Below are 25,587 nucleotides of genomic sequence, written 5' to 3'. Positions count from 1 at the left end.
TTACTTATAAAACTTCAATAGCAGTGTGACCGATGGGGGTATTGTACAGATTTGCAGGTAAAAGTTACAAACATGTATCTATTATTTCTATAGGAAAAACCACTTACTCAATGTGAGATTGCGCTCACATTGAGTTTTTCATCCTATGCTTCGATGATTTCTTTCAGATGAAGTTCATCAAAAATTTGCTTAACCCAACCATCAACGCGCTCATTGGTCAGTTCTGGTTGACGATCTTCATCAATCGCCAGGCCGAGGAAGTGCTCATCGTCGGCCAGACCTTTAGAGGCTTCGAAGTTATAACCCGCGACCGGCCAGTGACCGACTATCACCGCGCCATTTGGCTCAATGATATCGCGGATGGTGCCCATCGCATCGCAGAAGTACTCCGCGTAATCTTCCTGATCGCCACAACCAAACAGCGCAACCAGCTTACCGTTAAAGTCGATCTCTTCCAGCGTCGGGAAGAAGTCATCCCAGTCGCACTGCGCTTCGCCATAGTACCAGGTCGGGATGCCGAGCAGCAGAATATCAAAAGCCTCAAGATCTTCTTTAGCGCACTTGGCGATATCATGAACCTCAGCAACCTCTTTACCCAGTTGCTTTTGGATCATCTTTGCAATGTTTTCGGTATTGCCAGTATCGCTGCCAAAGAAAATGCCTACGATTGCCATGAGCTTAATAACCTCTTGAAACCTAATGATATGGTGAATGCTACAGATACACAGTTACTGGCAATGATAGCAGACAGTACCGGGGCGAGGAACTTCAAATGCCGCTGGATTTGTCGCATTGTGCGTTCAAAGCCGCGGTTTAGCGCGGCGTTTATCAGGGCGGGCGATTAGCCGTTAGCGTTAAGCTGCGCCAGAATCATCTCTTCAATCAGCTCGCTGCGGCTCATATTACGCTCTTCAGCCATCTGATTGAGTGCATCAACCGCGTCGCTGCCGATTTTCAGTTCGACACGGCGCAACCCACGACTTTTATCGCGTTTTAACTGATTGCGTTTATTAATGCGCAGCTGTTCATCACGCGTGAGCGGATTGGTTTTTGGTCGACCCGGGCGACGTTCGTCTGCGAACAGATCGATCGTTGTGCGGTCGGTGTTTTCTTTTGCCATAGAATCGTGATACTGAATGAGCGTCCGCGTTTGCAACGCCAGGGGTTCTGACTTAATGGGCCGGTTTGCCGTTGAAAATAACACCGCGCCCTCAGGCTGAATATCTCACCTGTTACAGCCAATGGTCGGCGTGGTGAACAGCGCCAAAATTTTAGCGCGCCATCATACCCCAGTGAAAGTCGTCACGACAATCATTTCCCGACGCCAGCAACTATTTGCTTTTAAAGCGCAAAAAATCGGCGGATTGCGCGCAAAACCGCATCAGGTTTTTCGGCATGCACCCAGTGTCCGGCGCCGGCAATCACATGCGCGCGCGCCTGCGGGAACTGGCTGATAACGGCCTGACGATGGATATCGTCAAGATAAGGGGATAACTCACCGCGAATAAACAGCGCCGGATGCGGCCAGGCGGGCAGCTCTTCCCAGCCGGAAATGGTGGTGTAGTTGTCCCACAGCACCGGCACATTAAAGCGCCATTCACCTTCGTGGAACGATTTCAGCAGGAACTGAATAATCCCTTCTTCATCGACATGGCCGCGCATCACTTCCGCCGCCCGGGAGCGCAGGGTTACGCCCGCCGCGCTAACTGCATTGATAGCAGCAAAGATGGCGTCATGGCGACGCGTCTGATAATCCACCGGGGCAATATCGATCATCACCAGCTGTTCGATACGTTCTGGCGCCAGTGCGGCAAGCGTCATGGCGATTTTGCCGCCCATCGAATGGCCCACCACTGATACTTTATCGATGCCCTGAGCATCCAGCGTATCCAGCATATCCTGCGCCATCACGTGGTAGTTCATCTGCTCGCTGCGCGCCGAAAGACCATGATTGCGCACATCCACCTGCAAAATTGGACGTTCAGCTTTCAGGCCGCGCGCCAGCCCTCCCAGATTATCGAGACTGCCAAACAGGCCATGGATAAGCAGAATCGGGGTAGCGGCAGCATTAGATTGTTCAGTTTGCAGGCGAGCATTCAAATTCATGGCAAAGTTCTTACAGTGGAAACCAAAGCTTAGGTTATCATGGATTTCTGTTTACTTGCCGGGTAAAAGCTGCCGGATAAAAGTACATTGCGCGTTACGCTCTTTTTGCGGCTTATTCTGACTTTTGCCTGCAAAGGGCGGTGGCGCTACACTGCGGCAAGATTTAACTTTATAATCCTTAATGTCAGGGTCGGGTTACCCATTAAACGTCACCCGACCCTGCGACACGTAATAACCGTACGGACAAAGATGAAAACGATTGAAGTCGACGAAGAGCTCTACCGCTATATTGCCAGCCATACTCAACACATTGGTGAAAGCGCATCTGATATTTTGCGGCGTATGCTGAAGTTTACCGCCGGTCAGAGTGCGCCTGCGACGCCGCAAGCGTCGCCAGCAAAAGAAGCTGTGGCGGTGAAAACCGAATCACGTCCGCAAGACCGTGTGCGCGCGGTGCGGGAGCTGCTGCTCTCCGATGAATACGCGGAGCAGAAGCGGGCGGTTAACCGCTTTATGTTGATCCTGTCGACCTTATATACCCTGGATCCGAAAGCGTTTGCCGACGCGACCGAGTCACTTCATGGGCGTACTCGCGTCTACTTTGCGGGTAACCAGCAAGTCCTGATCCAGAATGGCACCCATACCAAGCCGAAGCATGTGCCCGGCACGCCGTATTGGGTGATAACCAATACTAATACAGGTCGCAAATGCAGCATGATTGAACACATTATGTTGTCGATGCAGTTCCCGGCGGAACTGACTGAGAAGGTTTGCGGCACCATCTAACTGAAGCGTCAGGGAGAAGCGCCAATGGCCAGTCACCCCCGTGCCGGGCAGCCAGCCCAGCAGAGCGATTTGATTAACGTTGCACAATTAACATCCCAGTATTATGTGCTGCAGCCGGATCTGGCTAATGCAGAACATGCGGTGAAATTTGGCACTTCCGGCCATCGTGGCAGCTCAGCTCGTCACAGCTTTAATGAATCGCACATTCTGGCGATTGCGCAGGCGATTGCTGAAGAGCGTAAAAAGAATGGCATCACCGGCCCGTGCTATGTCGGTAAAGACACCCATGCACTCTCCGAACCGGCGATTATTTCGGTGCTGGAAGTGCTGGCGGCCAACGGTGTGGATGTGATCGTGCAGCAGGACAATGGCTATACGCCCACCCCTGCCATTTCGAATGCCATCCTTGAGCATAATAAAAGCGGTGGTGCGCTGGCTGACGGTATTGTGATTACACCCTCACATAACCCGCCTGAAGATGGTGGCATTAAATACAATCCACCGAACGGCGGCCCGGCAGATACCAATGTCACCAAAGTGGTGGAAGATCGCGCCAACCAGCTGATTCATGGCGGCCTGCAAGACGTCAAACGTCTGGCGCTGGATAAAGCCTGGGCGAGCGGCCATATCCAGCAACAGGATCTGATCCAGCCTTATATTGAAGGTCTGGCGCAGGTGGTGGACATTGCGGCGATCCAGAAAGCCGGTCTGAAAATTGGCGTTGATCCGCTTGGCGGCTCCGGTATTGCTTACTGGCAGCGTATTGCTGAGTTCTATAATCTCGATCTGACCATTGTTAATGATGCGGTCGATCAGACCTTCCGCTTTATGCATCTGGATAAAGATGGCGTGATCCGTATGGATTGCTCGTCTGAATCGGCGATGGCGGGTCTGCTGGCGCTGCGTGATAAGTTCGATCTGGCGTTTGCCAACGATCCGGACTACGACCGTCACGGCATCGTCACCCCAGCTGGCCTGATGAATCCAAACCACTACCTGGCGGTGGCGATTAACTATCTGTTCCAGCATCGTCCACAGTGGGGCAAAGATGTCGCGGTCGGTAAAACGCTGGTGTCCAGCGCGATGATCGACCGGGTAGTTAACGATATTGGCCGTAAGCTGGTGGAAGTGCCGGTAGGTTTTAAATGGTTTGTTGACGGCCTGTTTGACGGCAGCTTTGGTTTTGGCGGCGAAGAGAGCGCGGGCGCTTCCTTCCTGCGCTTTGACGGCACCCCATGGTCAACCGACAAAGATGGCATCATCATGTGCCTGCTGGCGGCGGAAATCACTGCCGTCACCGGTAAAAATCCGCAGCAGCACTATGATGAGCTGGCAGAGCGCTTTGGCGCGCCAAGCTATAACCGTTTGCAGGCTTCGGCAACCTCAGCGCAGAAAGCGGCGCTGTCTAAGCTGTCACCAGAGATGGTCAGCGCAGATACGCTGGCGGGCGATCCGATCACCGCACGTCTGACGGCTGCGCCGGGCAACGGTGCGTCGATTGGTGGTCTGAAAGTAATGACGGAGAACGGCTGGTTTGCCGCGCGTCCGTCAGGCACTGAAGACGCCTACAAAATCTACTGTGAAAGCTTCCTCGGTGCTGAGCACCGTGAAAAGATTGAAAAAGAAGCGGTAGAAATTGTCAGCGAAGTACTGAAGAACGCGTAATCATCTGAGAAGGGTGGCGATAACGCCACCCCTACACTGACCGCTGGGGCGGCGTTACCGCCGCCCGTGTTGATGGTGCGCACAGGCCGCAGGGGCGGCGTTATCGCCGCCCTTTTTACATCCTGGTTACGGCATAAAGCGGTAACCAATCCCGGTTTCAGTAATCAGATGTTTGGGTTGCGCCGGTTCAGCTTCCAGCTTCTGGCGTAAATGCCCCATATAAATACGCAGATAGTGGCTATGTTCCACCGCGTTTGGCCCCCACACTTGATTAAGCAACTGGCGCTGAGTCAGCACTTTCCCCGGATTATTCAGCAAAATCACCAGCAGGCGAAATTCAATCGGCGTCAGATGCAGTTGCTGATCGTCACGCGTTACGCGGCGGGCAGCGATATCCACCGTTACGCCGGAAAAAGTGATCACTGAAGCTTGCGGCTGCGTTGAGCCGTGGCGACGCAGGGCGACACGCACCCGCGCCAGTAACTCGCCCACGCCAAAGGGTTTCGCCAGAAAGTCATCGGCGCCGGCATCCAGCGCATCAATCTTATCCTGCTCGTCGCTGCGTGCTGACAGTACCACAATCGGCATCGCGCTCCACTGGCGGACTTCACGGATAAAATCAATACCGTCGCCATCGGGCAGACCGAGATCGAGGATCACCAGGTCGGGTTTGCGCGTCGCGGCTTCAATCAGTCCGCGTTGCAGCGTTTCACTGTCAAACACGCGTAAAGACTCGCCCTCCAGCGCAATGCGCAGGAAGCGGCGGATCTCTTTTTCATCTTCGACAATCAGGACTGTGGTCACATTTCCTCAATCTGTTCGGGATCCCAGGCGGGCAGTTCATCCTGCGGCAGGCGCAGATGGAAGCTGGCGCCGCCGGATGGCCGGTTCGTCGCCACAATGTCGCCCTGATGCAGGGTGACTATCGCCTGGCAGATCGCCAGACCCAGGCCGACACCGGGAATCGCTGACTCTTTGTTACCTCGGGTAAATTTATCAAATATCTGCTGTTCCTGCCCGGGTAAAATGCCCGGCCCGCTGTCCCACACTTCAATATCGAGTATATTGTCCTGACGCCGCGCGCGAATGCCAATTTGCGCCTGCTGTCCGGCATACTTCAGCGCATTCTCCAGCAGATTGGTCAGCACCCGTTCGATCAGCGGGCCGTCAACCTGCACCAGCAGTAACTCATCCGGCAAGTCGAGATCAATCCGCCGCTCATTCAGCAATGGTGCCATTGCATTCAGCGTACTGCCAATAATCTCTTCCAGCGTCAGCCACTCTTTGCGCAGCACAAAACCACCGGACTGAATGCGCGCCATATCCAGCAGATTATTCACCAGCCGGGTGGTGTTAATAATATGCTGGCGGATCTGATTCGCCTGCGGTGCATGTGGCGAGTTAGCGGCGGCTAAATCCAGCGTCAGAATTTCCGCCATGCCAAACAGCACCGTCAACGGGGTGCGCAAATCATGGGACAGCGCCGCCAGCAGCGAGTTACGCAGCTGCTCGCTTTCCGCCGAGAAACGCGCCTGCTCCTCAGATTGCGTCAGCGCCAGCCGCTCAAGGGCGGTGGCAATCAGCACCATAAAAGTGTCAATCAGCCGCTGCTGTTCGGGGATCATAAGCTGGCGCAGGCTGGAGGGCTGGATAATCAGCAGGCCCCAGCTTTTCTCCTGCATAACTAACGGCAGAATCTGATAGGGCACGCCGGGCAGGGTATCGGTGCCTGCACCGGCAGGCTGGCGGTTATCAAAACTCCAGCGGGCGATGGCGGCATCCGCCTGGCGCGGCAGCGGCAACTGGCCCTGTGCATTGGGCAGCAGCAGCTCGCTGTTGGCGCGGAAGCTGTTATCGATAAAATGCTGGCTGACGCTGATGATATCCTGCGGATTACGCGTGCGGCTCAGGGCTTTCGACATCTCATACAGCTGGCGCACGCGGCCTTCACGGTAGCGCGCCACCCGGGCCTGATAACGCATACTGGCGGTCAGATTACCGATAATAATCCCCACCGCCAGCATAATGCCGAAGGTCAGCAGATACTCGAGATCGGATACTGCAAGTGTGCCGCGCGGGGCGATAAAAAACAGGTCAAAGCTGGCGACATTGATCACCGAAGCCAGCACCGACGGCCAGCGGCCATACAGTAAGGCGACAATCACCACACCGAGCAGATAGAGCATCACCAGATTGGCGTCGGCCACCTGCGGAAACAACCAGCTGGCGCCGAGGGTGGTCAGCGCGCAGAGCGCAACCGCCAGCGCGCAGCCTTCCAGCGGTTTACGCCATTTTTCCGCTGTGCTTTTCGCGCTAAGCGGACGGGCGGATGGGGCATTATCCGGCTCATCGCGCGCGACAATAATCAGATCGAGATCCGGCCCCAGCTTGCCCAGCCGGTTGGCAAAGCCGTCGCGTTTCCAGCGCTGTGCGGCGCGGCGGCCAATCACAATTTTACCCAGGTCATGTTCGCGCGCGTAGCGCAGTACCGACAGCTCTTCATCAGTGTCGGAGAGGGTGGCGGTCTCTGCGCCGAGATCCTGCGCCAGCTTTAATGCCTGCAGAATGCGCCGCCGCTGTTCGCCCGGTAATTTATGCAGCTGCGGGGTTTCGACATACACCGCATGCCAGGGCGCGTCGAGTTTAGCGGCCAGACGCGCGGCAGTGCGCACCAGCTTCTCATTGCCGCCACCCGCGCCAATACACAGCAGAATCGCATCACGGGTATGCCAGACTTTTTCCCGCCCTTTATGGTCGCGCCAGGCGCGCATCTGGTCGTCAACCCGGTCGGCGGTGCGGCGCAGCGCCAGTTCACGCAGGGCAATCAGGTTACCTTTGCGGAAAAAATGCTCAATAGCGCGCTCCGCCTGTCCGGCGATATAGACTTTGCCTTCGGCCAGCCGCTGACGCAGATCGTCAGGAGTCAGATCGACCAGCACGATCTCATCGGCAAGGTCGAAAATCGGATCCGGCACCGTTTCGCGCACCAGAATCCCGGTGATGCTACTGACCACATCGTTCAGGCTTTCCAGGTGCTGCACATTAACGGTCGTCAGCACGTCGATACCGGCATTCAGCAGCTCCTCGACATCCTGCCAGCGTTTTGGGTGACGCGCGCCGCTGATATTGCTGTGCGCCAGTTCATCGATCAGGATAATCGCGGGCGCACGGGCGAGGGCCGCATCAAGGTCAAACTCCTGATACTGACGGCCTTGTTGCGTAAAACGCTTCATCGGCAGCAGGCTGAGACCCTCAAGCAGTGCCGCGGTTTCGCGGCGGCCGTGAGTTTCCACCACGCCAATCAGCACATCCAGCCCCTGCTCGCGCAGGCGGCGTCCCTCCTGCAACATGGCATAGGTTTTACCGACGCCCGCGCAGGCGCCGAAAAAGATCTTCAGTTTACCGCGCGGTGCAGCGGCGATCTGCTGCAACAGCTTCTCTGGTGACGGACGCTGTAGCTCGTCGTTCATTGGTTATCCTTTTGACACGGGCGATGCCGGGCAGGGGAGCCGTTATCGGCTCCCGTCCAACGCCAGATTCAGCATAAGGACATTTACCGTCGCTTCGCCAGTAAATTTGATCAATGGCGTATGTATCTGGCTGGCAATCAGCTGGTTAAGCTGTTGCAGCGACATACCTCGGGCTTCCGCCACCCGTGGCGCCTGCCAGTAAGCGGCGGCAGGCGAGATCTGCGGATCGAGCCCGCTGGCGGAAGCGGTCACCAGATCCAGCGGCACGGGGCCGGTTGCCAGTGGATTCGCGGCACGCAGAGCCGTCACCCGTTCCGCAATCAGTTTATCCAGCGCCGGATTGCTGGCCGCCAGATTACTGCCCGCTGACGCCAGTGCGTTATACGGCGACCCGGCGGTGGCCGACGGGCGGCCATGAAAATCGGCCGGATTGTCAAACGCCTGACCGATCAGCTCAGAACCGCGCACTTTACCGGCGACGCTAATCAGCGAACCGTTAGCCTGCGACGGAAATATCGCCTGTGACAGACCGGTAACCAGCAGCGGATACGCCGCGCCGGTAATCAGTGATAACAGAATAAATACCAGCAATGCCGGACGTAAGATGGACATAACAGTTCCTTAAACCAGACCGGTAACGGTTAACAGCAGGTCGATAGCTTTAATGCCGATAAAAGGCACCACAATGCCCCCGGCTCCATAAATCCACAGGTTGCGACGCAGCAGCGCGGCAGCACTGAGCGGCCGGTAGCTGACGCCTTTTAGCGCCAGCGGGATCAGAAACACGATAATCAGCGCGTTAAAGATCACTGCCGACAGAATCGCCGACGCCGGTGAATGCAGTTGCATAATATTCAGCGCATTCAGTTGCGGCCAGGTGACGGCAAACGCCGCCGGGATAATGGCAAAGTATTTCGCCACATCGTTGGCGATACTGAAGGTAGTCAGCGAGCCACGGGTCATCAGCATCTGTTTGCCGATATGCACCACTTCAATCAGCTTGGTGGGGTTGGAGTCGAGATCGACCATATTGCCCGCTTCTTTGGCTGCCTGGGTGCCGGAGTTCATCGCCACCGCCACATCGGCCTGCGCCAGCGCCGGCGCATCGTTGGTGCCGTCGCCGGTCATCGCCACCAGACGGCCTTCCGACTGGTACTGACGAATCAGCGCCAGCTTGGCTTCCGGCGTGGCTTCAGACAGAAAGTCATCGACACCGGCTTCGGCGGCAATCGCTGCGGCGGTTAACGGGTTATCACCGGTGATCATCACGGTTTTAATCCCCATGGTGCGCAGCTCGGCAAAACGCTCTTTTATCCCGCCTTTAACGATATCTTTTAATGCCACCACGCCCAGCGCCACGCTGCCTTCCGCTACCACCAGCGGTGTACCGCCGGTGCGCGCCACCTGTTCCACCAGCGTCATCACTTCCGGCTGAAACTGACCGCCATTGGCTTCGACATGACGCTTAATCGCATCCACCGCCCCTTTACGAATCATCCGCTGCTGGATATTGACGCCGCTCATACGGGTTTGCGCTGAGAACGGTACAAAGGTGGCGTCCAGTGCGTGCAAATCGCGCTCACGCAGATTAAAGCGTTGCTTCGCCAGCACCACAATGCTGCGGCCTTCCGGGGTTTCATCCGCCAGGGAGGCCAGCTGGGCGGCATCCGCCAGCTGCTGTTCATTCACGCCTGGCGCTGGCAGGAATTCTGACGCCTGCCGGTTACCGAGGGTGATGGTGCCGGTTTTATCCAGCAGCAGCACATTGATATCACCGGCGGCTTCTACTGCACGACCGCTGGTGGCGATTACATTGGCCGCCAGCATGCGGCTCATTCCGGCAACACCAATGGCCGACAGCAGGCCGCCAATGGTGGTGGGGATCAGACACACCAGCAGTGCCACCAGCACCGTGACGCTAATCGCTTCCCCGCCAAACAGCGCAAACGGATAAAGCGTGGCGGTGGCAAACAGGAATACCAGCGTCAGCGCCACCAGCAGAATGGTAAGGGAGATTTCGCTGGGGGTTTTACGCCGTTTGGCACCTTCCACCATGGCGATCATCCGGTCGAGAAAGGTTTCGCCCGGGTTGGCGCTACACTGAATCACCAGCCAGTCCGATAACACGCGCGTGCCGCCGGTAACCGAAGCAAAGTCACCACCGGATTCGCGGATCACCGGCGCCGATTCACCGGTAATCGCGCTTTCATCCACCGAGGCGCCGCCCTCAATCACTTCGCCGTCACAGGGAATGGTGTCGCCTGCCGAGGCCAGCACGATGTCACCTTTACGCAGTGATTCTGCCGGAACCGACTCAATGGCGGCATCATGTCGCGGCGCCGCCAGTTTATTGGCCCAGCTGGTTTTCTTCATCCCTTTCAGCGAGTTGGCCTGCGCCTTACTGCGTCCTTCGGCAATGGCTTCGGCGAAGTTGGCAAACAACACGGTAAACCACAGCCAGATCGCGATGGCGGCAGTAAAACCGGCGCTGCCGCTGCTGTAACCGAGGGCCATCGCCAGCGCAATACCACTGGTGAGAATCGAGCCGAGATACACCACGAACATCACCGGATTACGCCACTGCACGCGCGGGTCGCATTTTTTCAGCGCATCGGCTAATGCCTGCCGCGTGATGGCCGCATCAAAGAGAGGTTGTTGCTTGCGTGTCATTATCTGCTCCGGCACTTAATGATTCAGTAATTGAAGGTGTTCAGCGACCGGTCCGATCGCCAGCACCGGTACAAAAGTCAGAGCGGCAACCAGCAGCACGGTGCCGGTCAGCAGACCAATAAACAGCGGACCATAGCTGGGCAGGGTGCCTGCCCCCGCCGGTTGCGCTTTTTTCACCACCAGTGAACCGGCAATCGCCAGCACCGGCAGAATGATGGCAAAGCGTCCGACAAACATTGCCACTGCCAGCAGCAGGTTCCAGAACGGAGTGTTGACGCTGAGTCCGGCAAAGGCGCTGCCGTTGTTATTGGCGGCGGAGGAGAGGGCATACAGCACTTCGCTAAAACCGTGCGGCCCCGGATTAAGGATGCCCGCGCGCCCGGCATCGGTAGCGATCGCCAGCGCAGTGCCGATCAGCACCAGCGTCGGTGTCACCAGAATCGCCAGCGCGGTCATTTTCATTTCGCGGATTTCGATTTTTTTGCCGAGATACTCCGGTGAGCGACCAATCATCAGTCCGGCGATAAATACCGCCAGCAGCACAAACAGGATCATGCCGTACAGACCTGAACCAACACCGCCAAAGATCACTTCACCAATCTGCATCAGCAGCATCGGTACCATGCCGCCGAGTGCGGTAAAGGAGTCATGCATCGCATTGACCGCGCCACAGGAGGCGGCAGTGGTCACTACCGCATACAGCGCGGAATTGAGGATGCCGAAGCGCGTCTCTTTGCCTTCCATATTGAATGGCGAGGAGGCGCCGGCAGCGAGCAGATGCGGATTACCGTTAAACTCAGCCCAGATCACCACGATGGCGGCAAGAATAAACATCAGCGTCATTGCTGCCAGCAGCGCGTGCCCCTGACGGCGATCGCGCACCGCCTCACCAAAGGTGAAGCAGAGGGCGGCCGGGATCAGCAGAATGGCCAGCATCTGCACAAAGTTGGTCAGCGCGTTAGGGTTTTCAAAGGGATGCGCCGAGTTAACGCCAAGGAAGCCGCCGCCGTTGGTGCCCAGTAGCTTGATCGATTCCTGCGAGGCGATCGGCCCCATCGGTAAGGTCTGACTGTGCCCCGCCAGCGTCTGCACGCTTTGATAGTCATTAACGTTTTGCAGCACGCCCTGGCTGACAAAAAACAGCGCCAGCAGCAGAGACAGCGGCAGTAACAGATAGAGGGTGATGCGCAGCAGATCCTGCCAGGCGTTGCCGAGCGTCTGCACGCTATGGCGGGAGAAGGCGCGGATCAGCGCAAAGGCCACGGCAATGCCGCTGGCAGCGGAGAGAAAGTTTTGCACCGTCAGGCCAGCCATCTGGCTAAAGTAGCTGAGGGTATTTTCCCCGCTGTAAGCCTGCCAGTTAGTGTTGGTGACAAAACTGATGGCGGTATTTAGCGCCAGGTGCCAGCTCATTGGGGCGAAGTGCTGTGGATTGAGCGGCAGACGATCCTGCAGCATCAGAATAGCGAACAGCACCAGTATGCCGACCAGGTTGATAGCCATAATCGCCCAAAAATAGCTGAGCCAGCTCATCTCCTGCTGACGGATACCGCACAGCCACCACAGACGACGCTCAAAACCGGCGCGCAGCGGACCGGCATCGCCGTCCACCAGTTTCGCCATGCTTTTACCTAATGGCTGCGCCAGAATCAGCAACAGCACCACAAAGCTAAACAGTAATATGCTTGCTGACGCGGCCATCAGAAGGCCTCCGCATAAATCAGGGCATAAATCAGATAGCCCGTCAGCAGCGCAACCAGCAGTACGCCAGCGACAATCGCAATACTCACACTACACCTCCGAAGGGGATTACTCAGATAAGTGCAGGGTAATCATTAGCGTGCAAAGAAGGTGTATAGAAAGCAGGGCACGGTATAAAAAAAGTATAAAAATGGCGGTTAACAAAGCTGATTTATGGAATTAACAATTATGTAACTCAATTACAGTAATCGGTAAAAAATGCGATTTTTTTCGCCATAAAGTGGTCGGATGAGTAGTAAAATTACCAAACACGGCGTAAGATAGTGGTCAGATTACACACAGCATTCATTTTAATGTGATCTGCATCGAACTTAATTACGGAGGGCGTGGGCCATGTATCAAAACTATTCATTGCTTAAAATCATCCTGCGTCGCACAGCGGCGATTATGATTGGCTTACTGGCGTTACCGGTGATGTTATTCCGCGAGGATCGGGCGCGTTTTTACAGCTATCTGCATCGTTACTGGAGCAAAACCAGTACCCAACCCGTATGGCTGGCGCAGTCTGAAGCCGCCGGTGGCGATTTCTGGTAACAGTGAATATATGGCGTACGGGCGGCGTTCTCGCCGCCCGTGTTGAGGGCTAGCCCGATCCTGCCGTTCAGACGGGAGCCGAAAACGGCTCCCCTACAAATTTTTGCTTCTCACACTCAGACTTCCCATCATTTCTTTACCCTCTCCTTTTTAATAAAACTCTCGCGCAGCGATCCTTTTTAGCGCCAATCATATCAGTTTCAGCTACACTTAAAACCTATACAGAATTTAAGAGGCTGTACAACTATGAGCGAGAAAATTCCGGTTGGGATCAGTGCCTGTCTGCTCGGGGATAACGTCCGCTTTGATGGCGGTCATAAACGTTTTGCCTTTGCGACTAACGAACTCGCTCCTTTTGTGCGCTTTGAACCGGTCTGCCCGGAGATGGCGATTGGCCTGGCCACTCCGCGTCCGGCATTGCGGTTGGTAAAAGACACCGAAGCCGAGGATCAGGTTGCGCTCTGCTTCAGTAAAGAGGGGGGCGAGGATGTGACGCAGCAGATGCAGAGTTACTCCGCGGAAAAAGTCACCCATATGCATCATCTCTGCGGCTATATCGTCTGCGCCAAATCCCCCAGCTGCGGCATGGAGCGGGTGCGCATCTATGAATCCGTGACTAATAACAACCGCAAGGCGGGTGTCGGCATATTTACCCGCGAACTGATGCGTGAGATCCCCTGGCTGCCGGTGGAAGAGGACGGGCGTCTGCATGATGACGCTATCCGTGAGAACTTTGTCGCCCGCGTCTATACCCTGTATGAATTTAATCAGATGTGTAAAGCGGGCCTGAGCCGCTTTAGTCTGATGGCGTTTCACAGCCGTTACAAACTGCTGCTGCTGGCCCATTCACAGCCGCAATATCGCGAGCTGGGACGCTTTGTCGCTGCCATTGACCAGTGGGATTCGCTGGAAGCTTACGCCGTGGAGTATCGCCAGCGTTTGATGAATCTGCTGTCGCAGCCAGCCACCCGCAGCAACCACACCAATGTGCTGATGCATGTGCAGGGCTATTTCCGCCGTCAGCTGACTTCGCCGCAGCGCCAGGAGCTGGCAGCGCTGATTGATCGCTATCGTCAGGGGATCCAGCCGCTGCTGGCGCCAATCACCCTGCTTAAACACTATATGGCTGAATATCCGGATGCGTATCTGACGCAACAGCGCTATTTCGAGCCATACCCGGAAGCGTTGCGTCTGCGCTACGGTTACTAATTTTCAGGAGTTTTATGGCCACCCATTTGGTATGGCTGCGTAATGATTTGCGCGTCAATGATAATACCGCTTTGCATGCCGCCTGCCGTGATAAGCAGGCGAAGGTGATTGCCCTGTTTATCGCCACGCCGCAACAGTGGCAGCAGCATCAGATGGCGCCGCGTCAGGCGGCGTTTATTTATGACAATCTGCAACTGCTGCAACAGGAACTGGCAGAGCGCGGCATCCCGCTGCACTACCATCAGTGCGACGATTTTACCGCCTCGGTGGCTTATATCACCGCATTCTGTCAGCAGCAGCAAGTGGATAAGCTGTTCTACAACTATCAGTATGAAGTCAATGAGTTACAGCGTGATGCCTTAGTTGAAAAAGCGCTGTTCTGGCAGGATATCGTGGTGCAGGGCTTTGATGACAGTTTGCTGTTGTCGCCAGGCAGCGTGCAGACCGGCAATCGTGAAATGTATAAAGTGTTTACGCCGTTTAGCAAAGCCTTCGTTAAACGGCTGCAGCTCGGTTTGCCGGAGTGTGTGCCTGCGCCTTCCGCGCGTGACGGCGCGCCGCTAAAAAAATTGCCAGCGCTGAAACCCTTCGACTATCCGCGCCAGCCTTTCGACCAGCAGCTGTTTCCCGCTGGTGAGCAGGCGGCGATCAAACAACTACGCCACTTCAGCAAACAACCGGTGATGGATTACCCCAGCCAGCGCGATATTCCGGCGCTGGACGGCACCAGCCGGCTGTCGGTCTATCTGGCTACCGGCGTGCTGTCGCCGCGTCAGTGCCTGCACCGCCTGCTAAAAGATCATCCTCACGCGCTGGAGGGGGACGACAGTTTTATCTGGCTGAATGAACTGATCTGGCGCGAGTTTTATCGTCATCTGCTGGTGGCGTATCCGGCGCTGTGCCGCCACCAGCCCTTTACCCGCTGGACGCGCAATGTGCAGTGGCAGGCGGATGATCAGCAGTTGCATGCCTGGCAGCAGGGTAAAACCGGCTATCCGATTGTTGATGCAGCGATGCGTCAGCTGAACAGCCTGGGCTGGATGCACAATCGCCTGCGGATGATTACCGCCAGTTTCCTGGTAAAAGATCTGCTAATCGACTGGCGCGAAGGCGAGCGATATTTTATGTCACAGCTTATCGACGGTGATCTGGCGGCGAATAACGGCGGCTGGCAGTGGGCTGCTTCTACCGGTACCGACGCCGCACCCTATTTCCGCATCTTTAATCCGACCACCCAGGGCGAACGCTTTGACGCGCAGGGCGAATTTATTCGCCACTGGTTGCCGGAATTACGTGATGTACCGGACTCTGACATCCATCAGCCCCAGCGGTGGGCAAAGAAAAATCAGCAAACGCTCGATTATCCGCAGCCAATGGTAGACCATAAGGAAGCACGTAAGAGGACACTGGAAGCCTTTGAGGCCGCACGAAAATAGTCGGGGATAACCATGCGCAATTTTGAACTGGAACATATTGTTAACCAGCAGCTTAACACCGCGAGCTTTAGTGACTACGCACCGAATGGCTTGCAGGTGGAAGGGCGCGCTGAAGTGAAGAAAATCGTCACCGGCGTCACCGCCTGCCAGGCGCTGCTGGACGAGGCGGTACGTCTGCAAGCCGATGCGGTGCTGGTACACCATGGCTACTTCTGGAAAAGCGAGTCTCAGGTGATCAAGGGGATGAAGCGTAACCGGCTAAAAACCTTGCTGGCCAACGATATCAATCTGTATGGCTGGCATCTGCCGCTCGACGGTCATCCGCAGCTCGGGAATAACGCGCTGCTGGCGAAAGATCTGGGGATTGAGGTGCGCGGTGAAATCGCCCTGTTGCTGCCCTGGGGCGAGCTGAATGATGCTCTGACCGGCGAAGAGCTGGCGCAGCGTATTGAGCAGAAACTGGGCCGTACACCACTGCATTGTGGTGATAATGCGCCGAAACTGATTCGCCGCGTCGCATGGTGTAGCGGTGGCGGACAGAGTTATATTGATGAAGCGGCGGAATTTGGCGTTGATGCCTTTATCTCCGGCGAAGTATCGGAAAAAACCATTCACAGCGCGCGCGAAAACGGCGTGCACTTTTTTGCTGCCGGCCACCATGCCACCGAACGCGCCGGAATCCGGGCATTAGGCGACTGGTTAGCGGAAAGCTATGGTTTAGATGTCACCTTTGTCGATATTGACAATCCTGCCTGAACCTTCCTGTCTGCTCCCCCGCACAGCCGGGGGAGCAAAGTGATTGACACACAACGCATTGTTAAGCATAACTGTCTGCCTTAAATGAATAAGCAGATAACTGATATCGCTGGCGCTACTATCTGCCCGGCGATGCAGGATATTTGCCTTTTAGTCTGTCAGGAGGTGCATATTGCAACGAGCACGCTGTTACCTGTTAGGGGAACGCGCTGTTGTGCTTGAGTTGGATCCCCCGGTTTCCCTCGCCAGCCAGCAGCGAATTTGGGGATTAAGTGAGCGCCTGAAAAGCAACCCACAAATCGTCGAAACCATTCCGGGGATGAACAATCTGACCCTGGTATTAGCCGATCCCCAGCATACTGCGCTGGATGCCATTGAGCGTTTACAACGCTGGTGGGAAGAGAGCGAGGCGCTGCTGCCCGAATCACGCCAGGTGGAGATCCCGGTGATTTACGGTGGTGAAGCCGGTCCCGATCTTGATGAAGTGGCGCGTCACAGCCAGCTGACACCACAGCAGGTAGTAGAGCTGCATGCTTCAGTTAACTACGTGGTCTATTTTATTGGTTTCCAGCCAGGTTTCCCTTATCTCGGTGGACTGGATGAGCGTCTGCATACGCCGCGCCGTGCTGAACCGCGCCTGCTGGTGCCCGCGGGATCGGTGGCGATTGGCGGCAGCCAGACCGGTATCTATCCGTTAGCCACCCCAGGCGGCTGGCAGCTGATTGGCCGCAGCGATCTGGCGCTGTTTGATCCACAACAACAACCGCCGACCTTGCTGCGCCCGGGCGACAGCATCCGTTTTGTGCCACAGAAGGAGGGCGTGTGCTGACGATTATTCGTGCCGGAATGAGCACCTCGATTCAGGACGCAGGCCGCTTTGGCTGGCGCCAGTATGGTATCGGCCTCAGCGGCGCGCTGGATATTCCGGCGATGAAAACCGCTAATCTGCTGGTGGGTAATCCGCAGGAGAGCGCGGTACTGGAAATCACGCTCGGCCAGTTTAGCGCTGAATTTGGCCGTGACGGCTGGATCGCGCTGACCGGCGCAGGCTGTCATGCCGAGATTGATGGCAAAGCGGTGTGGACCGGCTGGCGCACGGCGGTTAAAGCCGGACAACGGCTGACACTGGCGATGCCACAGCGCGGCATGCGCAGTTATCTGGCGCTGGATGGCGGTTTCGATCTGCCACCGCTGCTCGGGTCGTTAAGCACCGATCTGAAAGCCGGATTTGGTGGTCAGCACGGACGCCGGATTGAAGATGGCGATCAGCTGCCGTTACTGCCTGCCACGCGTCGGTTCACTAAGCCAGCAGGCGTTCGTCAGCTGCTGTGGGGCAACCGGGTTCGCGCCTTGCCTGGCCCGGAGTATCATGAATTTAGCCGTGAATCGCAGGAAGCTTTCTGGCGCAGCGCATGGAAGTTAAGCCCGCAAAGTAACCGCATGGGTTATCGCCTGCACGGGCGCACTTTAACCCGCAACAGCAGCCGCGATATGTTGTCGCACGGTCTGTTGCCGGGCGTGGTGCAGGTTCCGCCTGGCGGTCAGCCGATTGTGCTGATGTCTGATGCGCAAACCACCGGTGGCTATCCGCGTATTGCCTGTGTGATTGAAGCGGATCTCTACCATCTGGCGCAGGTTCGTCTGGGTGAGCCGCTGCACTTTGTTCACTGTACGCTGGATGAGGCGTTGCAGGCTAAACAACAGCAACAACGCAGTATCGATCAAATGGTATGGGGATTAGAAAATGAAAATTGATCTCAACGCCGATCTCGGCGAAGGCAGCGGCAGTGACCGGCAGCTATTGCAGCTGGTGACCTCCGCCAATATCGCCTGCGGCTTTCACGCCGGTGATGCGCAAACTATGTTGCAGTCAGTACGCTGGGCGCTGGAGTCAGGCGTCGCCATTGGCGCCCATCCTGGCTTCCCGGATCGTGAGAACTTTGGCCGTACCGCCATGCAGTTGCCGCCGGAAACCGTCTGTGCGCAGGTGATCTATCAGATCGGCGCGCTGAAGGCGATCACTGAAAGTGAAGGCGGCAGGCTGGTGCATGTGAAACCGCACGGCATGCTGTATAACCAGGCGGCGCTGGATGCTGAGCTGGCGGAGGCGATCGCCCGCGCGGTAAAAGCGGTGGATCCATCGCTGATTCTGGTGGGGCTGGCCAACAGCGAACTGATTCGTGCCGCCGAACGTTTTGGCCTGAGCAGTCGCCAGGAAGTGTTTGCCGACCGTGGTTACCAGGCGGATGGCACGCTGGTGCCGCGCAGCCAGCCCGGGGCAATGATTGAAAGTGACCAGCAGGCCATTGAACAGACGCTGAGTATGGTGCAGCACGGTAAAGTGCGCGCTGTCAGCGGTGAAGAAGTGGCGGTGCGCGCGGACAGCGTCTGTCTGCATGGCGACGGCGCGCATGCGCTGGAATTTGCCAGCCGACTGCGTGAAGCTTTCGCCGCGCAGCAGATTAGCGTCACCAGTCAGTAAGCCCCCTGTTTATTCTCTCCGGTCGTCAGGCCGGAGATTTTTCATTACTCCTGGAGAGTCACCATGGACAACGCTGTCAATCTCTGGCCGCTTATTGGTATCGCGGCGATTATTATCGGCTTTTTACTGCGTTTTAACCCGGTGCTGGTGGTGATCGCATCCGGCATTATTACCGGTATTGCGGCCAATATGCCGATCGAGTCGATTCTGGAAAAACTCGGTTCCGGCTTCCTCAATACCCGTAACCTGGCGTTAATTCTGTTACTGCCGCTGGCAGTTATTGGCCTGGTGGAACGACACGGCCTGAAAGAGCGTGCACAGGGCTGGATTGCCCATATTAAAAGCGCCACTGCCGGGCGTCTGCTGATTGTCTATCTGTTTGTGCGTGAAGCGACCGCGGCGCTGGGCTTAACCAGTCTCGGCGGTCATCCGCAGATGGTACGTCCGTTGCTGGCGCCAATGGCGGAAGGCGCAGCGGAAAACCGCTATGGCGAGTTGCCGCCGCAGGTGCGCTACCGTCTGCGCGCCATGTCAGCCGCCACTGATAACGTCGGTCTGTTCTTTGGCGAAGATATCTTTGTCGCCTTCGGCGCGATTATCTTTATGCATAACTTTATGCTGGAGTCCGGCGGTATTCAGACTGAGCCGCTGCATATTGCGCTGTGGGGTATTCCGACCGCAGTATGCGCTTTTATTATTCATGCGGTGCGTTTACACCGTCTGGATAAAACCCTTGCCGCTGAACTGGCATCCATTAATGCGCAGGCGTTGCAGGCGAAGGGAGCAAAATAATGTTTCAACAACAATATCTGTTCTGGCTGGCAGGCGTCATCCTGCTGATTGTCGGGGTGATGTCCTGGCGTGATAAAGCCAATCCACGACGTTTAACTACCGGTCTGTTTTGGGTGCTGTATGGCCTGGTGTTCCTGGTCGGCGACTGGACTTACGCACTGATGAGTCAGTTTGCCGGTTCCGGCGCCGCAGGGCAGCGCAGCCTGCATATGGTGGTCGGCGTGCTGGTGGTGATTATGGCGCTGATAGCCGGTCTGGGCGGCGTTAAACTTGGCAGCTATCATCAGCGCACTGAAGTGCAACGCAAAGAGAGCGCCACCCGTCTTGGCAACAAACTGTTCCTGCCAGCGTTATCGATCCCGGTAGTCACCGTGGTGGGCGTACTGGCGTTTAATAATATCCCGGCGCTGCAACAAGCGGTATTTGGCGCCGGTAACCACTCGACGCTAATCACCCTGTTCTCGATGACCGTCGGCTGTCTGGTCGGCTGGCTGGTGGCGCTGAAACTGACGCATGAAGCACCGGCGCAGTCATTACAGGAGACGCGTCGTCTGCTGGATTCAATTGGCTGGGCATTTATTCTGCCGCAAATCCTCGCGACCCTTGGCCTGCTGTTTACCACTGCCGGTGTCGGCGTCGCTATCTCGCATCTCACCGAAACCTATCTGGCGGTGGATAACCGTCTTGTCGCGGTGGCTACCTATACCATTGGTATGGCGTTGCTGACCATGGTGATGGGCAATGCTTTTGCGGCCTTCCCGATTGTCACTGCCGGTATTGGTATTCCGATCCTGGTATTGCAGCACGGCGGTAATCCGGCGGTGATGGCGGCGATTGGCATGTTCTCCGGTTATTGCGGCACGCTGATGACGCCGATGGCCGCTAACTTCAATATTGTGCCTGCCGCACTGCTGGAGCTGCCGGATCGTAACGCGGTGATTAAGGCTCAGGTGCCGACTGGCGTGCTACTGTTAATGGTTAACGTGTTCCTTCTCTACTTCCTGATGTTCCTGTGAGGTCTTAATGAAAACGGTATTGATCACCGCCTTTGACCCCTTTGGTGGCGAGCAGGTAAACCCATCATGGGAAGCGGTACGTCAGCTAAATGAGCATATTATCGGCGGGGCGAAAGTGGTCGCCCGCCAGTTACCGACGGTGTTTGGTGAAGCGCTGACCACCCTGTATGCAGCGATGGATGCGCTGCAACCCGAGCTGGTCATTGCGGTCGGCCAGGCCGGTGGCCGGGCGGATATCAGCATTGAGCGTATTGCGATCAATGTTGACGATGCGCGTATCCCGGATAACCAGGGCAAGCAGCCGATTGATGAGCCAATTGTCGCTGGCGGCCCGGCGGCTTACTTTTCAACGTTGCCGATCAAAGCGCTGGTGGAAGGGATTCGCGAAGCCGGGATCCCGGCGACGGTTTCGCAAACGGCGGGCACCTTTGTCTGTAACCATGTGATGTACGGCCTGTTGCACCGGCTGGCAGAGCAGGGCGGGGAGGTACGCGGCGGCTTTATTCATATCCCGTATCTGCCGGAGCAGGCGGCAAAACTGCCGGTTACGCCGAGTATGTCAGCGCAAACCGTGATTCTGGCGCTGGAGATGGCAATCTCTGTCGCCTTACGTACTGAGCAGGATTTGCGTCTGGTTGGCGGCGCGACGCATTAATTACAGGGAGTCACTATGCCAGAAGGTCCCGAGATTCGGCGGGCGGCAGATCAGCTGGAGCAGGCAATTCTGGGGAAGACGCTGACCGAGGTGTGGTTTGCCTTCCCTGAATTGAAAACTTATGAACCGGCGCTGCTGGGTGAGAAGGTTACGGCGATTGAAACGCGCGGCAAAGCACTGCTGACGCACTTTTCCAACGGCCTGACGCTCTACAGTCATAACCAGCTGTATGGCGTCTGGCGCGTGGTAAATCGTGATGACACGCCGCAAACTAACCGCGTATTGCGGGTGCGGCTGGCGACCGCCGATCGGGCGATTTTGCTCTACAGCGCCTCCGATATTACATTGTTGAACAGTGAAACCCTGGCGACGCATCCGTTTTTAAATCGAGTCGGGCCGGACGTGCTGGATATGAGTCTGACGGTGGAGCGGGTGACGGATCGGCTGTTATCCGCGCGTTTTCGTCGGCGGCAGTTTAGTGGATTATTACTCGATCAGGCCTTTCTTGCCGGGCTGGGCAACTATCTGCGGGCGGAGATTCTGTGGCAGGCGCAGCTGTTGCCACAGCATAAAGCGCAGGATCTTTCACCTCAGCAGCTGGCAATCTTTGCCGACGCGCTACTGGCGATCCCGCGTCACTCTTACCAGATGCGCGGCACCATGGATGAGAAGCGCCATCATGGCGCGGCGTTTCGCTTTAAGGTGTTTCATCGTACCGGTAAACCTTGTGAACGCTGCGGCACGATTATTGAGAAAAGTACGCTATCTTCGCGCCCCTTTTACTGGTGTCCGGGGTGTCAGAGATAATCTCTGGCACGGGCGGCGAGAACGGCGCCCCTGCAGAATACAGTGGTATACAATTATTTTGAGTAAATGATGCCAACACCCTGCTTATCAATGGTGCAGGCTTCCGGCACCGGGACAGTCCGAATGATTTCAGACCTTAAGCATTTTCACCGTGGCATCCACGTCTATCTCATCTTCCGAGAAGATTAACGTCGTTCCCTGGAAGGTGGTGATCGCCAGTTTTTTCAGCGAGCGCATTTCACCAGGCGTAGCGGATGATTTCGGCCTGATACTACTCATCAGCACCCCCACAGACAGCACCGCATTTTCTTTATCAATGCGGGTATCGGCTGGCACTTCTTCACTGTAAACCACGTAAGACTTGAGCGAGGTGAGCTTAAGGCGTTCGCCCGCGATATAGATGTATTTACTTTCCGCTGCGACCTTCACCGCATAGGCTGACAAGCCCTTGTTATTTGTAGTGGGTTCGAAAGTCACCGCCGCATCTTTTTTAATCAGATCAGGGTTGGCGACCTTAATCACATGAAAATAACGGTTATCCCCGTTTTCATCTTTGATAAAGCCAAAACCTTTATCTTTAAACCAGCTTGTGATCGTTCCGTTCATCGCCATTACCGCCTGTTTCATCGTTTATCTGCTCAATTTTTGCAGCGCGCAGTGTAAAGCACAATGCCTGCGCAGACTACGTCTTTGGTTTAAGTCTGGACGATAAATTTCTGGTATGCGAGGAGGCGGCCACGCGAAGGCGTAAGCGACTGGTTACAGGGACGACCTCTGTGGACTTTACCATTGAAAAAACCACCTCATATTCCTCTCTCATTTTTCCTTCTGTTCCATGATGGGATATATTGAGAGTACTATTGTAAAATCATCTCTTTGTAACAGGTACCATCGGCAATGGCTCTGATTCCCAAAAATTACATGCGGCTGGAGAGCGGCTACCGTGAGAAAGCGCTCAAAATCTACCCGTGGGTATGTGGACGCTGCTCACGTGAGTTTGTTTATTCAAACCTGCGCGAATTAACCGTTCACCATATCGATCACGACCATACCAATAACCCGGAAGATGGCAGTAACTGGGAGTTGTTGTGTCTCTATTGCCATGACCACGAACACTCTAAGTACACTGAAGCTGACCAGTACGGTACAAGCGTGGTGGCGGGGGAGGACGCGCAAAAAGATGTGGTTGCAGCAACCTATAATCCCTTTGCCGATTTAAAGTCGATGCTTAATAAGAAGAAGTAATCTCGATTTATCCGATCTCCCCAACTAAAATGAGTAGCTGGGGATGCGGTAACTACGCGCGGGGAAATATCTTCCGTTGGCTTTGATGCCCAGCGCATCATGCAGCTTCCAATACCCCATAACTTCAGGCTATACCCCCCCGCCAAACAAGCATTCGCCAACCCACTCTCCAGATGAAATAGTCAGATCAGCCTAAATCTGGAGATACATCATGCTGATCCCACAACCCTATTTATTATTCCTTGGCGACGTAACCGACCCGCTGGCAGCGAAAACCGCGCGCGGCATCCAGGTATGGCGCCCGGAGCAGTGTGTCGGCGAACTGCGCCTGCCTGGTTGCACCGTCTCCCTCGGCCTTGAAGAGCTGGATATCGCCACCGCAGTGGCGCGCGGCGCGAAAACCCTGGTGCTGGGCACCGCCAATGCCGGTGGTTATCTGCCGGAACACTGGCTGGGCACGGTACGCGCCGCAATCAGCGCGGGCATGAACGTCGCCAGCGGTTTGCATCATCGTCTGGCGGATGAGCCGGAGCTGGTGGCGCTGGCCGCAAGCCATAACGTTGAGCTATTCGATATTCGCCATATGCGTCCGAAACTGTCGGTCGGCAGCGGCAAAAAACGCAGCGGCAAGCGTGTGCTGACCGTTGGCACCGACTGCTCGGTCGGCAAAATGTACACCTCGCTGGCGCTGGAAGCGGCGATGCGTGAGATTGGCCTGAAAGCCGATTTCCGTGCCACCGGTCAGACCGGCATTCTGGTGGCCGGTGAAGGTATCGCCATCGATGCGGTGATCGCTGACTTTATTGCTGGCGCCGCTGAAGCGCTGTCACCGGCTAACGAAGATGATCACTGGGATATCGTTGAAGGTCAGGGCTCGCTGTTCCATCCGTCCTACGCCGGTGTCAGCATGGGCCTGATCCATGGCGCGCAGCCACACTGGCTGGTGATGTGTCATGAAATGGGGCGTCCGCATATGCGTCACCTGCCGCACTCCCCCATGGTCAGTCTGGCGGATTGCGTGGAAGCCAATATCCGTGCAGCGCACGTGACCAGTGACAACGTCCAGCTGGCCGGTTTTGCCATCAATACCTCCAATGCCAGCGAAGAAGAAGCCCGGGCTTATTGCCAGCAGGTCAGCGCTGAGTTTGGCGTGCCAGCCACCGATCCGGTGCGTTTTGGTATTGCCGGGATCGCCGCGTTGCTGAAAGAGCGGGGCTAAGATGCGTCGCATGCATTTTGAAGCGGTGGAACTGCCGCTGGCACGGCCATTTGCCATTGCGCGCGGTATACGTACCGCCGTAACCGTGGTGCGCGTCACACTGGAAGAGCAGGGATTTATTGGCCTTGGCGAATGTACGCCAACGCCGCATTACAACGAGAGCGCGGAGAGTGTCACTGCGCAACTTAGCGCGCTGCAGGCGCAGGTGGAAGCCGGTCTGAGCCGTGAGGCGCTGCAAAGTTTGCTGCCAGCCGGCTCCGCGCGTAATGCGCTGGACTGCGCGCTGTGGCGCCTTGAGGCGGCATTAAGTAAGCAAAGCCTGTGGCAGCTGCTCGATCTGAGTGCGCCACCGTCGGTGATTACCGCCGAAACCCTGAGTCTCGATAGCGTGGAAAACATGGCTAACGCGGCGGCGGATGCGGTATCACGCGGCGCCATCTTGCTGAAAATTAAGCTCGATCGCGAGGCGATTCTGGAAAAGGTCGCTGCTATTCGCCAGGCCGCACCAAAAGCCACGCTGATTATTGATGCCAATGAAGCCTGGTCGGGTATCGATCTCGGCAGTTTGTTTGATGCGCTGACGCACTACAACATCGCGATGATCGAGCAGCCGTTACCGGCGGGCAACGACGGTGATCTGCAGCGTTTCCCGCATGTGATCCCGGTCTGCGCTGACGAAAGCTGTCACCAGCGTGGCGATATTGCGGGTCTGCGTAATCGCTACGAGATGATCAATATCAAGCTCGACAAATGTGGCGGTCTGACCGAAGCGCTGGCGATGGTGACCGAGGCGCAGCAGCAGGAGTTACGCGTAATGGTCGGCTGTATGCTCGGCTCTTCGCTGGCGATGGAAGCGGCGCTGCCGGTGACGCTGACGGCGGAGCATGTCGACCTTGACGGTCCGATCTGGCTGGCGGCCGACAGTTCACCTTTCCTCTCTTATCACAACGGCCAAATCTGGCTCTAACCCTTTCCCGG

Annotated in this window: 26 protein-coding genes; 16 read left to right on the top strand and 10 right to left on the bottom strand. The window is 56.2% G+C overall.

The window, feature by feature from the left end:
- Positions 1-143 precede the first annotated feature (143 nt).
- The 3 genes from fldA to ybfF all read right to left on the bottom strand — a co-directional run bounded on the left by fldA (position 144) and on the right by ybfF (position 2,106).
- A complete protein-coding gene (gene fldA / locus N5923_RS05275; RefSeq protein WP_267143444.1) occupies positions 144-674 on the bottom strand; it encodes a flavodoxin FldA in 531 nt (176 codons plus the stop codon).
- 167 nt (positions 675-841) lie between these two features.
- Positions 842-1,120, bottom strand: coding sequence for a LexA regulated protein (gene ybfE / locus N5923_RS05270; RefSeq protein ID WP_017799236.1), 279 nt, complete (start codon positions 1,118-1,120; stop codon positions 842-844).
- A 221-nt stretch (positions 1,121-1,341) separates the two neighbouring features.
- Positions 1,342-2,106 (bottom strand): esterase, encoded by a 765-nt coding sequence (ybfF, locus tag N5923_RS05265; RefSeq protein ID WP_267143445.1) that lies wholly within the window; start codon positions 2,104-2,106, stop codon positions 1,342-1,344.
- A 249-nt stretch (positions 2,107-2,355) separates the two neighbouring features.
- Here ybfF and seqA point away from each other — a divergent pair, with 249 nt between their 5' ends.
- A complete protein-coding gene (gene seqA / locus N5923_RS05260) occupies positions 2,356-2,892 on the top strand; it encodes a replication initiation negative regulator SeqA (protein ID WP_017799234.1) in 537 nt (178 codons plus the stop codon).
- A 24-nt stretch (positions 2,893-2,916) separates the two neighbouring features.
- A complete protein-coding gene (pgm, locus tag N5923_RS05255; protein ID WP_267143446.1) occupies positions 2,917-4,557 on the top strand; it encodes a phosphoglucomutase (alpha-D-glucose-1,6-bisphosphate-dependent) in 1,641 nt (546 codons plus the stop codon).
- A 126-nt stretch (positions 4,558-4,683) separates the two neighbouring features.
- Here the strand turns inward: pgm and kdpE are convergent, their stop codons facing one another.
- The 6 genes from kdpE to N5923_RS05225 are packed head-to-tail and all read right to left on the bottom strand — an operon-like array spanning position 4,684 to position 12,487.
- On the bottom strand, positions 4,684-5,361 hold the full coding sequence (gene kdpE / locus N5923_RS05250) for a two-component system response regulator KdpE (protein WP_267143447.1): 678 nt from the start codon (positions 5,359-5,361) through the stop codon (positions 4,684-4,686).
- Positions 5,358-8,027 carry a two-component system sensor histidine kinase KdpD gene (gene kdpD / locus N5923_RS05245; protein ID WP_267143448.1) on the bottom strand — a complete coding sequence of 890 codons (2,670 nt, stop codon included), beginning with the start codon at positions 8,025-8,027 and terminating at the stop codon, positions 5,358-5,360. Before kdpD ends, kdpE begins: the two co-directional genes overlap by 4 nt.
- 42 nt (positions 8,028-8,069) lie before the next feature.
- Positions 8,070-8,639 carry a potassium-transporting ATPase subunit KdpC gene (gene kdpC / locus N5923_RS05240; RefSeq protein WP_267143449.1) on the bottom strand — a complete coding sequence of 190 codons (570 nt, stop codon included), beginning with the start codon at positions 8,637-8,639 and terminating at the stop codon, positions 8,070-8,072.
- A gap of 9 nt (positions 8,640-8,648) precedes the next feature.
- Positions 8,649-10,697 (bottom strand): potassium-transporting ATPase subunit KdpB, encoded by a 2,049-nt coding sequence (gene kdpB / locus N5923_RS05235; protein WP_267143450.1) that lies wholly within the window; start codon positions 10,695-10,697, stop codon positions 8,649-8,651.
- A gap of 15 nt (positions 10,698-10,712) precedes the next feature.
- Positions 10,713-12,398, bottom strand: a complete 1,686-nt coding sequence (gene kdpA / locus N5923_RS05230; protein WP_267143451.1) for a potassium-transporting ATPase subunit KdpA — start codon at positions 12,396-12,398, stop codon at positions 10,713-10,715.
- Complete coding sequence (locus N5923_RS05225; protein WP_267143452.1) at positions 12,398-12,487, bottom strand: potassium-transporting ATPase subunit F; 90 nt, start codon at positions 12,485-12,487, stop codon at positions 12,398-12,400. Before N5923_RS05225 ends, kdpA begins: the two co-directional genes overlap by 1 nt.
- Positions 12,488-12,791: 304 nt before the next feature.
- On the opposite strand from N5923_RS05225, the gene N5923_RS05220 reads away from it, so the two are divergent.
- From N5923_RS05220 to nei, 11 genes are all read left to right on the top strand, one after another.
- Positions 12,792-12,992: a YbfA family protein gene (locus N5923_RS05220; RefSeq protein ID WP_267143453.1), complete on the top strand. Its 201-nt coding sequence runs from the start codon at positions 12,792-12,794 to the stop codon at positions 12,990-12,992.
- A gap of 246 nt (positions 12,993-13,238) precedes the next feature.
- The gene (locus N5923_RS05215) at positions 13,239-14,201 is read left to right on the top strand and encodes a YbgA family protein (RefSeq protein ID WP_267143454.1); all 963 of its coding nucleotides are present in this window, start codon (positions 13,239-13,241) and stop codon (positions 14,199-14,201) included.
- Between the two features lie 14 nt (positions 14,202-14,215).
- Positions 14,216-15,637, top strand: a complete 1,422-nt coding sequence (phrB, locus tag N5923_RS05210; RefSeq protein ID WP_267143455.1) for a deoxyribodipyrimidine photo-lyase — start codon at positions 14,216-14,218, stop codon at positions 15,635-15,637.
- A 12-nt stretch (positions 15,638-15,649) separates the two neighbouring features.
- Entirely contained in the window at positions 15,650-16,393 is a 744-nt protein-coding gene (locus N5923_RS05205; RefSeq protein WP_267143456.1) for a type 2 GTP cyclohydrolase I, read from the top strand.
- Positions 16,394-16,565: 172 nt separating this feature from the next.
- The gene (gene pxpB / locus N5923_RS05200) at positions 16,566-17,222 is read left to right on the top strand and encodes a 5-oxoprolinase subunit PxpB (RefSeq protein WP_267143457.1); all 657 of its coding nucleotides are present in this window, start codon (positions 16,566-16,568) and stop codon (positions 17,220-17,222) included.
- Positions 17,216-18,148 (top strand): 5-oxoprolinase subunit PxpC, encoded by a 933-nt coding sequence (gene pxpC / locus N5923_RS05195; protein ID WP_267143458.1) that lies wholly within the window; start codon positions 17,216-17,218, stop codon positions 18,146-18,148. The genes pxpB and pxpC overlap by 7 nt, the downstream gene beginning before the upstream one ends.
- The gene (gene pxpA / locus N5923_RS05190) at positions 18,138-18,875 is read left to right on the top strand and encodes a 5-oxoprolinase subunit PxpA (protein ID WP_267143459.1); all 738 of its coding nucleotides are present in this window, start codon (positions 18,138-18,140) and stop codon (positions 18,873-18,875) included. Before pxpC ends, pxpA begins: the two co-directional genes overlap by 11 nt.
- A 63-nt stretch (positions 18,876-18,938) precedes the next feature.
- Positions 18,939-19,667 carry a DUF969 domain-containing protein gene (locus N5923_RS05185; protein WP_267143460.1) on the top strand — a complete coding sequence of 243 codons (729 nt, stop codon included), beginning with the start codon at positions 18,939-18,941 and terminating at the stop codon, positions 19,665-19,667.
- Positions 19,664-20,683: a DUF979 domain-containing protein gene (locus N5923_RS05180; RefSeq protein ID WP_267143539.1), complete on the top strand. Its 1,020-nt coding sequence runs from the start codon at positions 19,664-19,666 to the stop codon at positions 20,681-20,683. Before N5923_RS05185 ends, N5923_RS05180 begins: the two co-directional genes overlap by 4 nt.
- Before the next feature lie 7 nt (positions 20,684-20,690).
- Positions 20,691-21,338, top strand: a complete 648-nt coding sequence (gene pcp / locus N5923_RS05175; RefSeq protein ID WP_267143461.1) for a pyroglutamyl-peptidase I — start codon at positions 20,691-20,693, stop codon at positions 21,336-21,338.
- Positions 21,339-21,353: 15 nt separating this feature from the next.
- Positions 21,354-22,145 (top strand): endonuclease VIII, encoded by a 792-nt coding sequence (gene nei / locus N5923_RS05170; protein ID WP_267143462.1) that lies wholly within the window; start codon positions 21,354-21,356, stop codon positions 22,143-22,145.
- A 129-nt stretch (positions 22,146-22,274) separates the two neighbouring features.
- On the opposite strand, the gene N5923_RS05165 is transcribed toward nei, so the two are convergent.
- A complete protein-coding gene (locus tag N5923_RS05165) occupies positions 22,275-22,757 on the bottom strand; it encodes a cold shock domain-containing protein (RefSeq protein ID WP_267143540.1) in 483 nt (160 codons plus the stop codon).
- 285 nt (positions 22,758-23,042) lie between these two features.
- Between N5923_RS05165 and yajD the strand changes: the two genes are divergently transcribed.
- From yajD to dgcA, 3 genes are all read left to right on the top strand, one after another.
- On the top strand, positions 23,043-23,390 hold the full coding sequence (yajD, locus tag N5923_RS05160; RefSeq protein WP_267143463.1) for an HNH nuclease YajD: 348 nt from the start codon (positions 23,043-23,045) through the stop codon (positions 23,388-23,390).
- A gap of 211 nt (positions 23,391-23,601) precedes the next feature.
- Positions 23,602-24,609, top strand: coding sequence for an N-acetyltransferase DgcN (gene dgcN / locus N5923_RS05155; RefSeq protein ID WP_267143464.1), 1,008 nt, complete (start codon positions 23,602-23,604; stop codon positions 24,607-24,609).
- Position 24,610: 1 nt separating this feature from the next.
- Positions 24,611-25,576, top strand: coding sequence for an N-acetyl-D-Glu racemase DgcA (gene dgcA / locus N5923_RS05150; RefSeq protein ID WP_267143465.1), 966 nt, complete (start codon positions 24,611-24,613; stop codon positions 25,574-25,576).
- The last annotated feature ends 11 nt before the right edge of the window (positions 25,577-25,587 follow it).

Source organism: Winslowiella arboricola, assembly GCF_025527015.1.
In the GTDB taxonomy this organism is placed as follows: domain Bacteria; phylum Pseudomonadota; class Gammaproteobacteria; order Enterobacterales; family Enterobacteriaceae; genus Erwinia; species Erwinia arboricola.
This window is presented reverse-complemented; position numbering and strand designations above follow the sequence as displayed.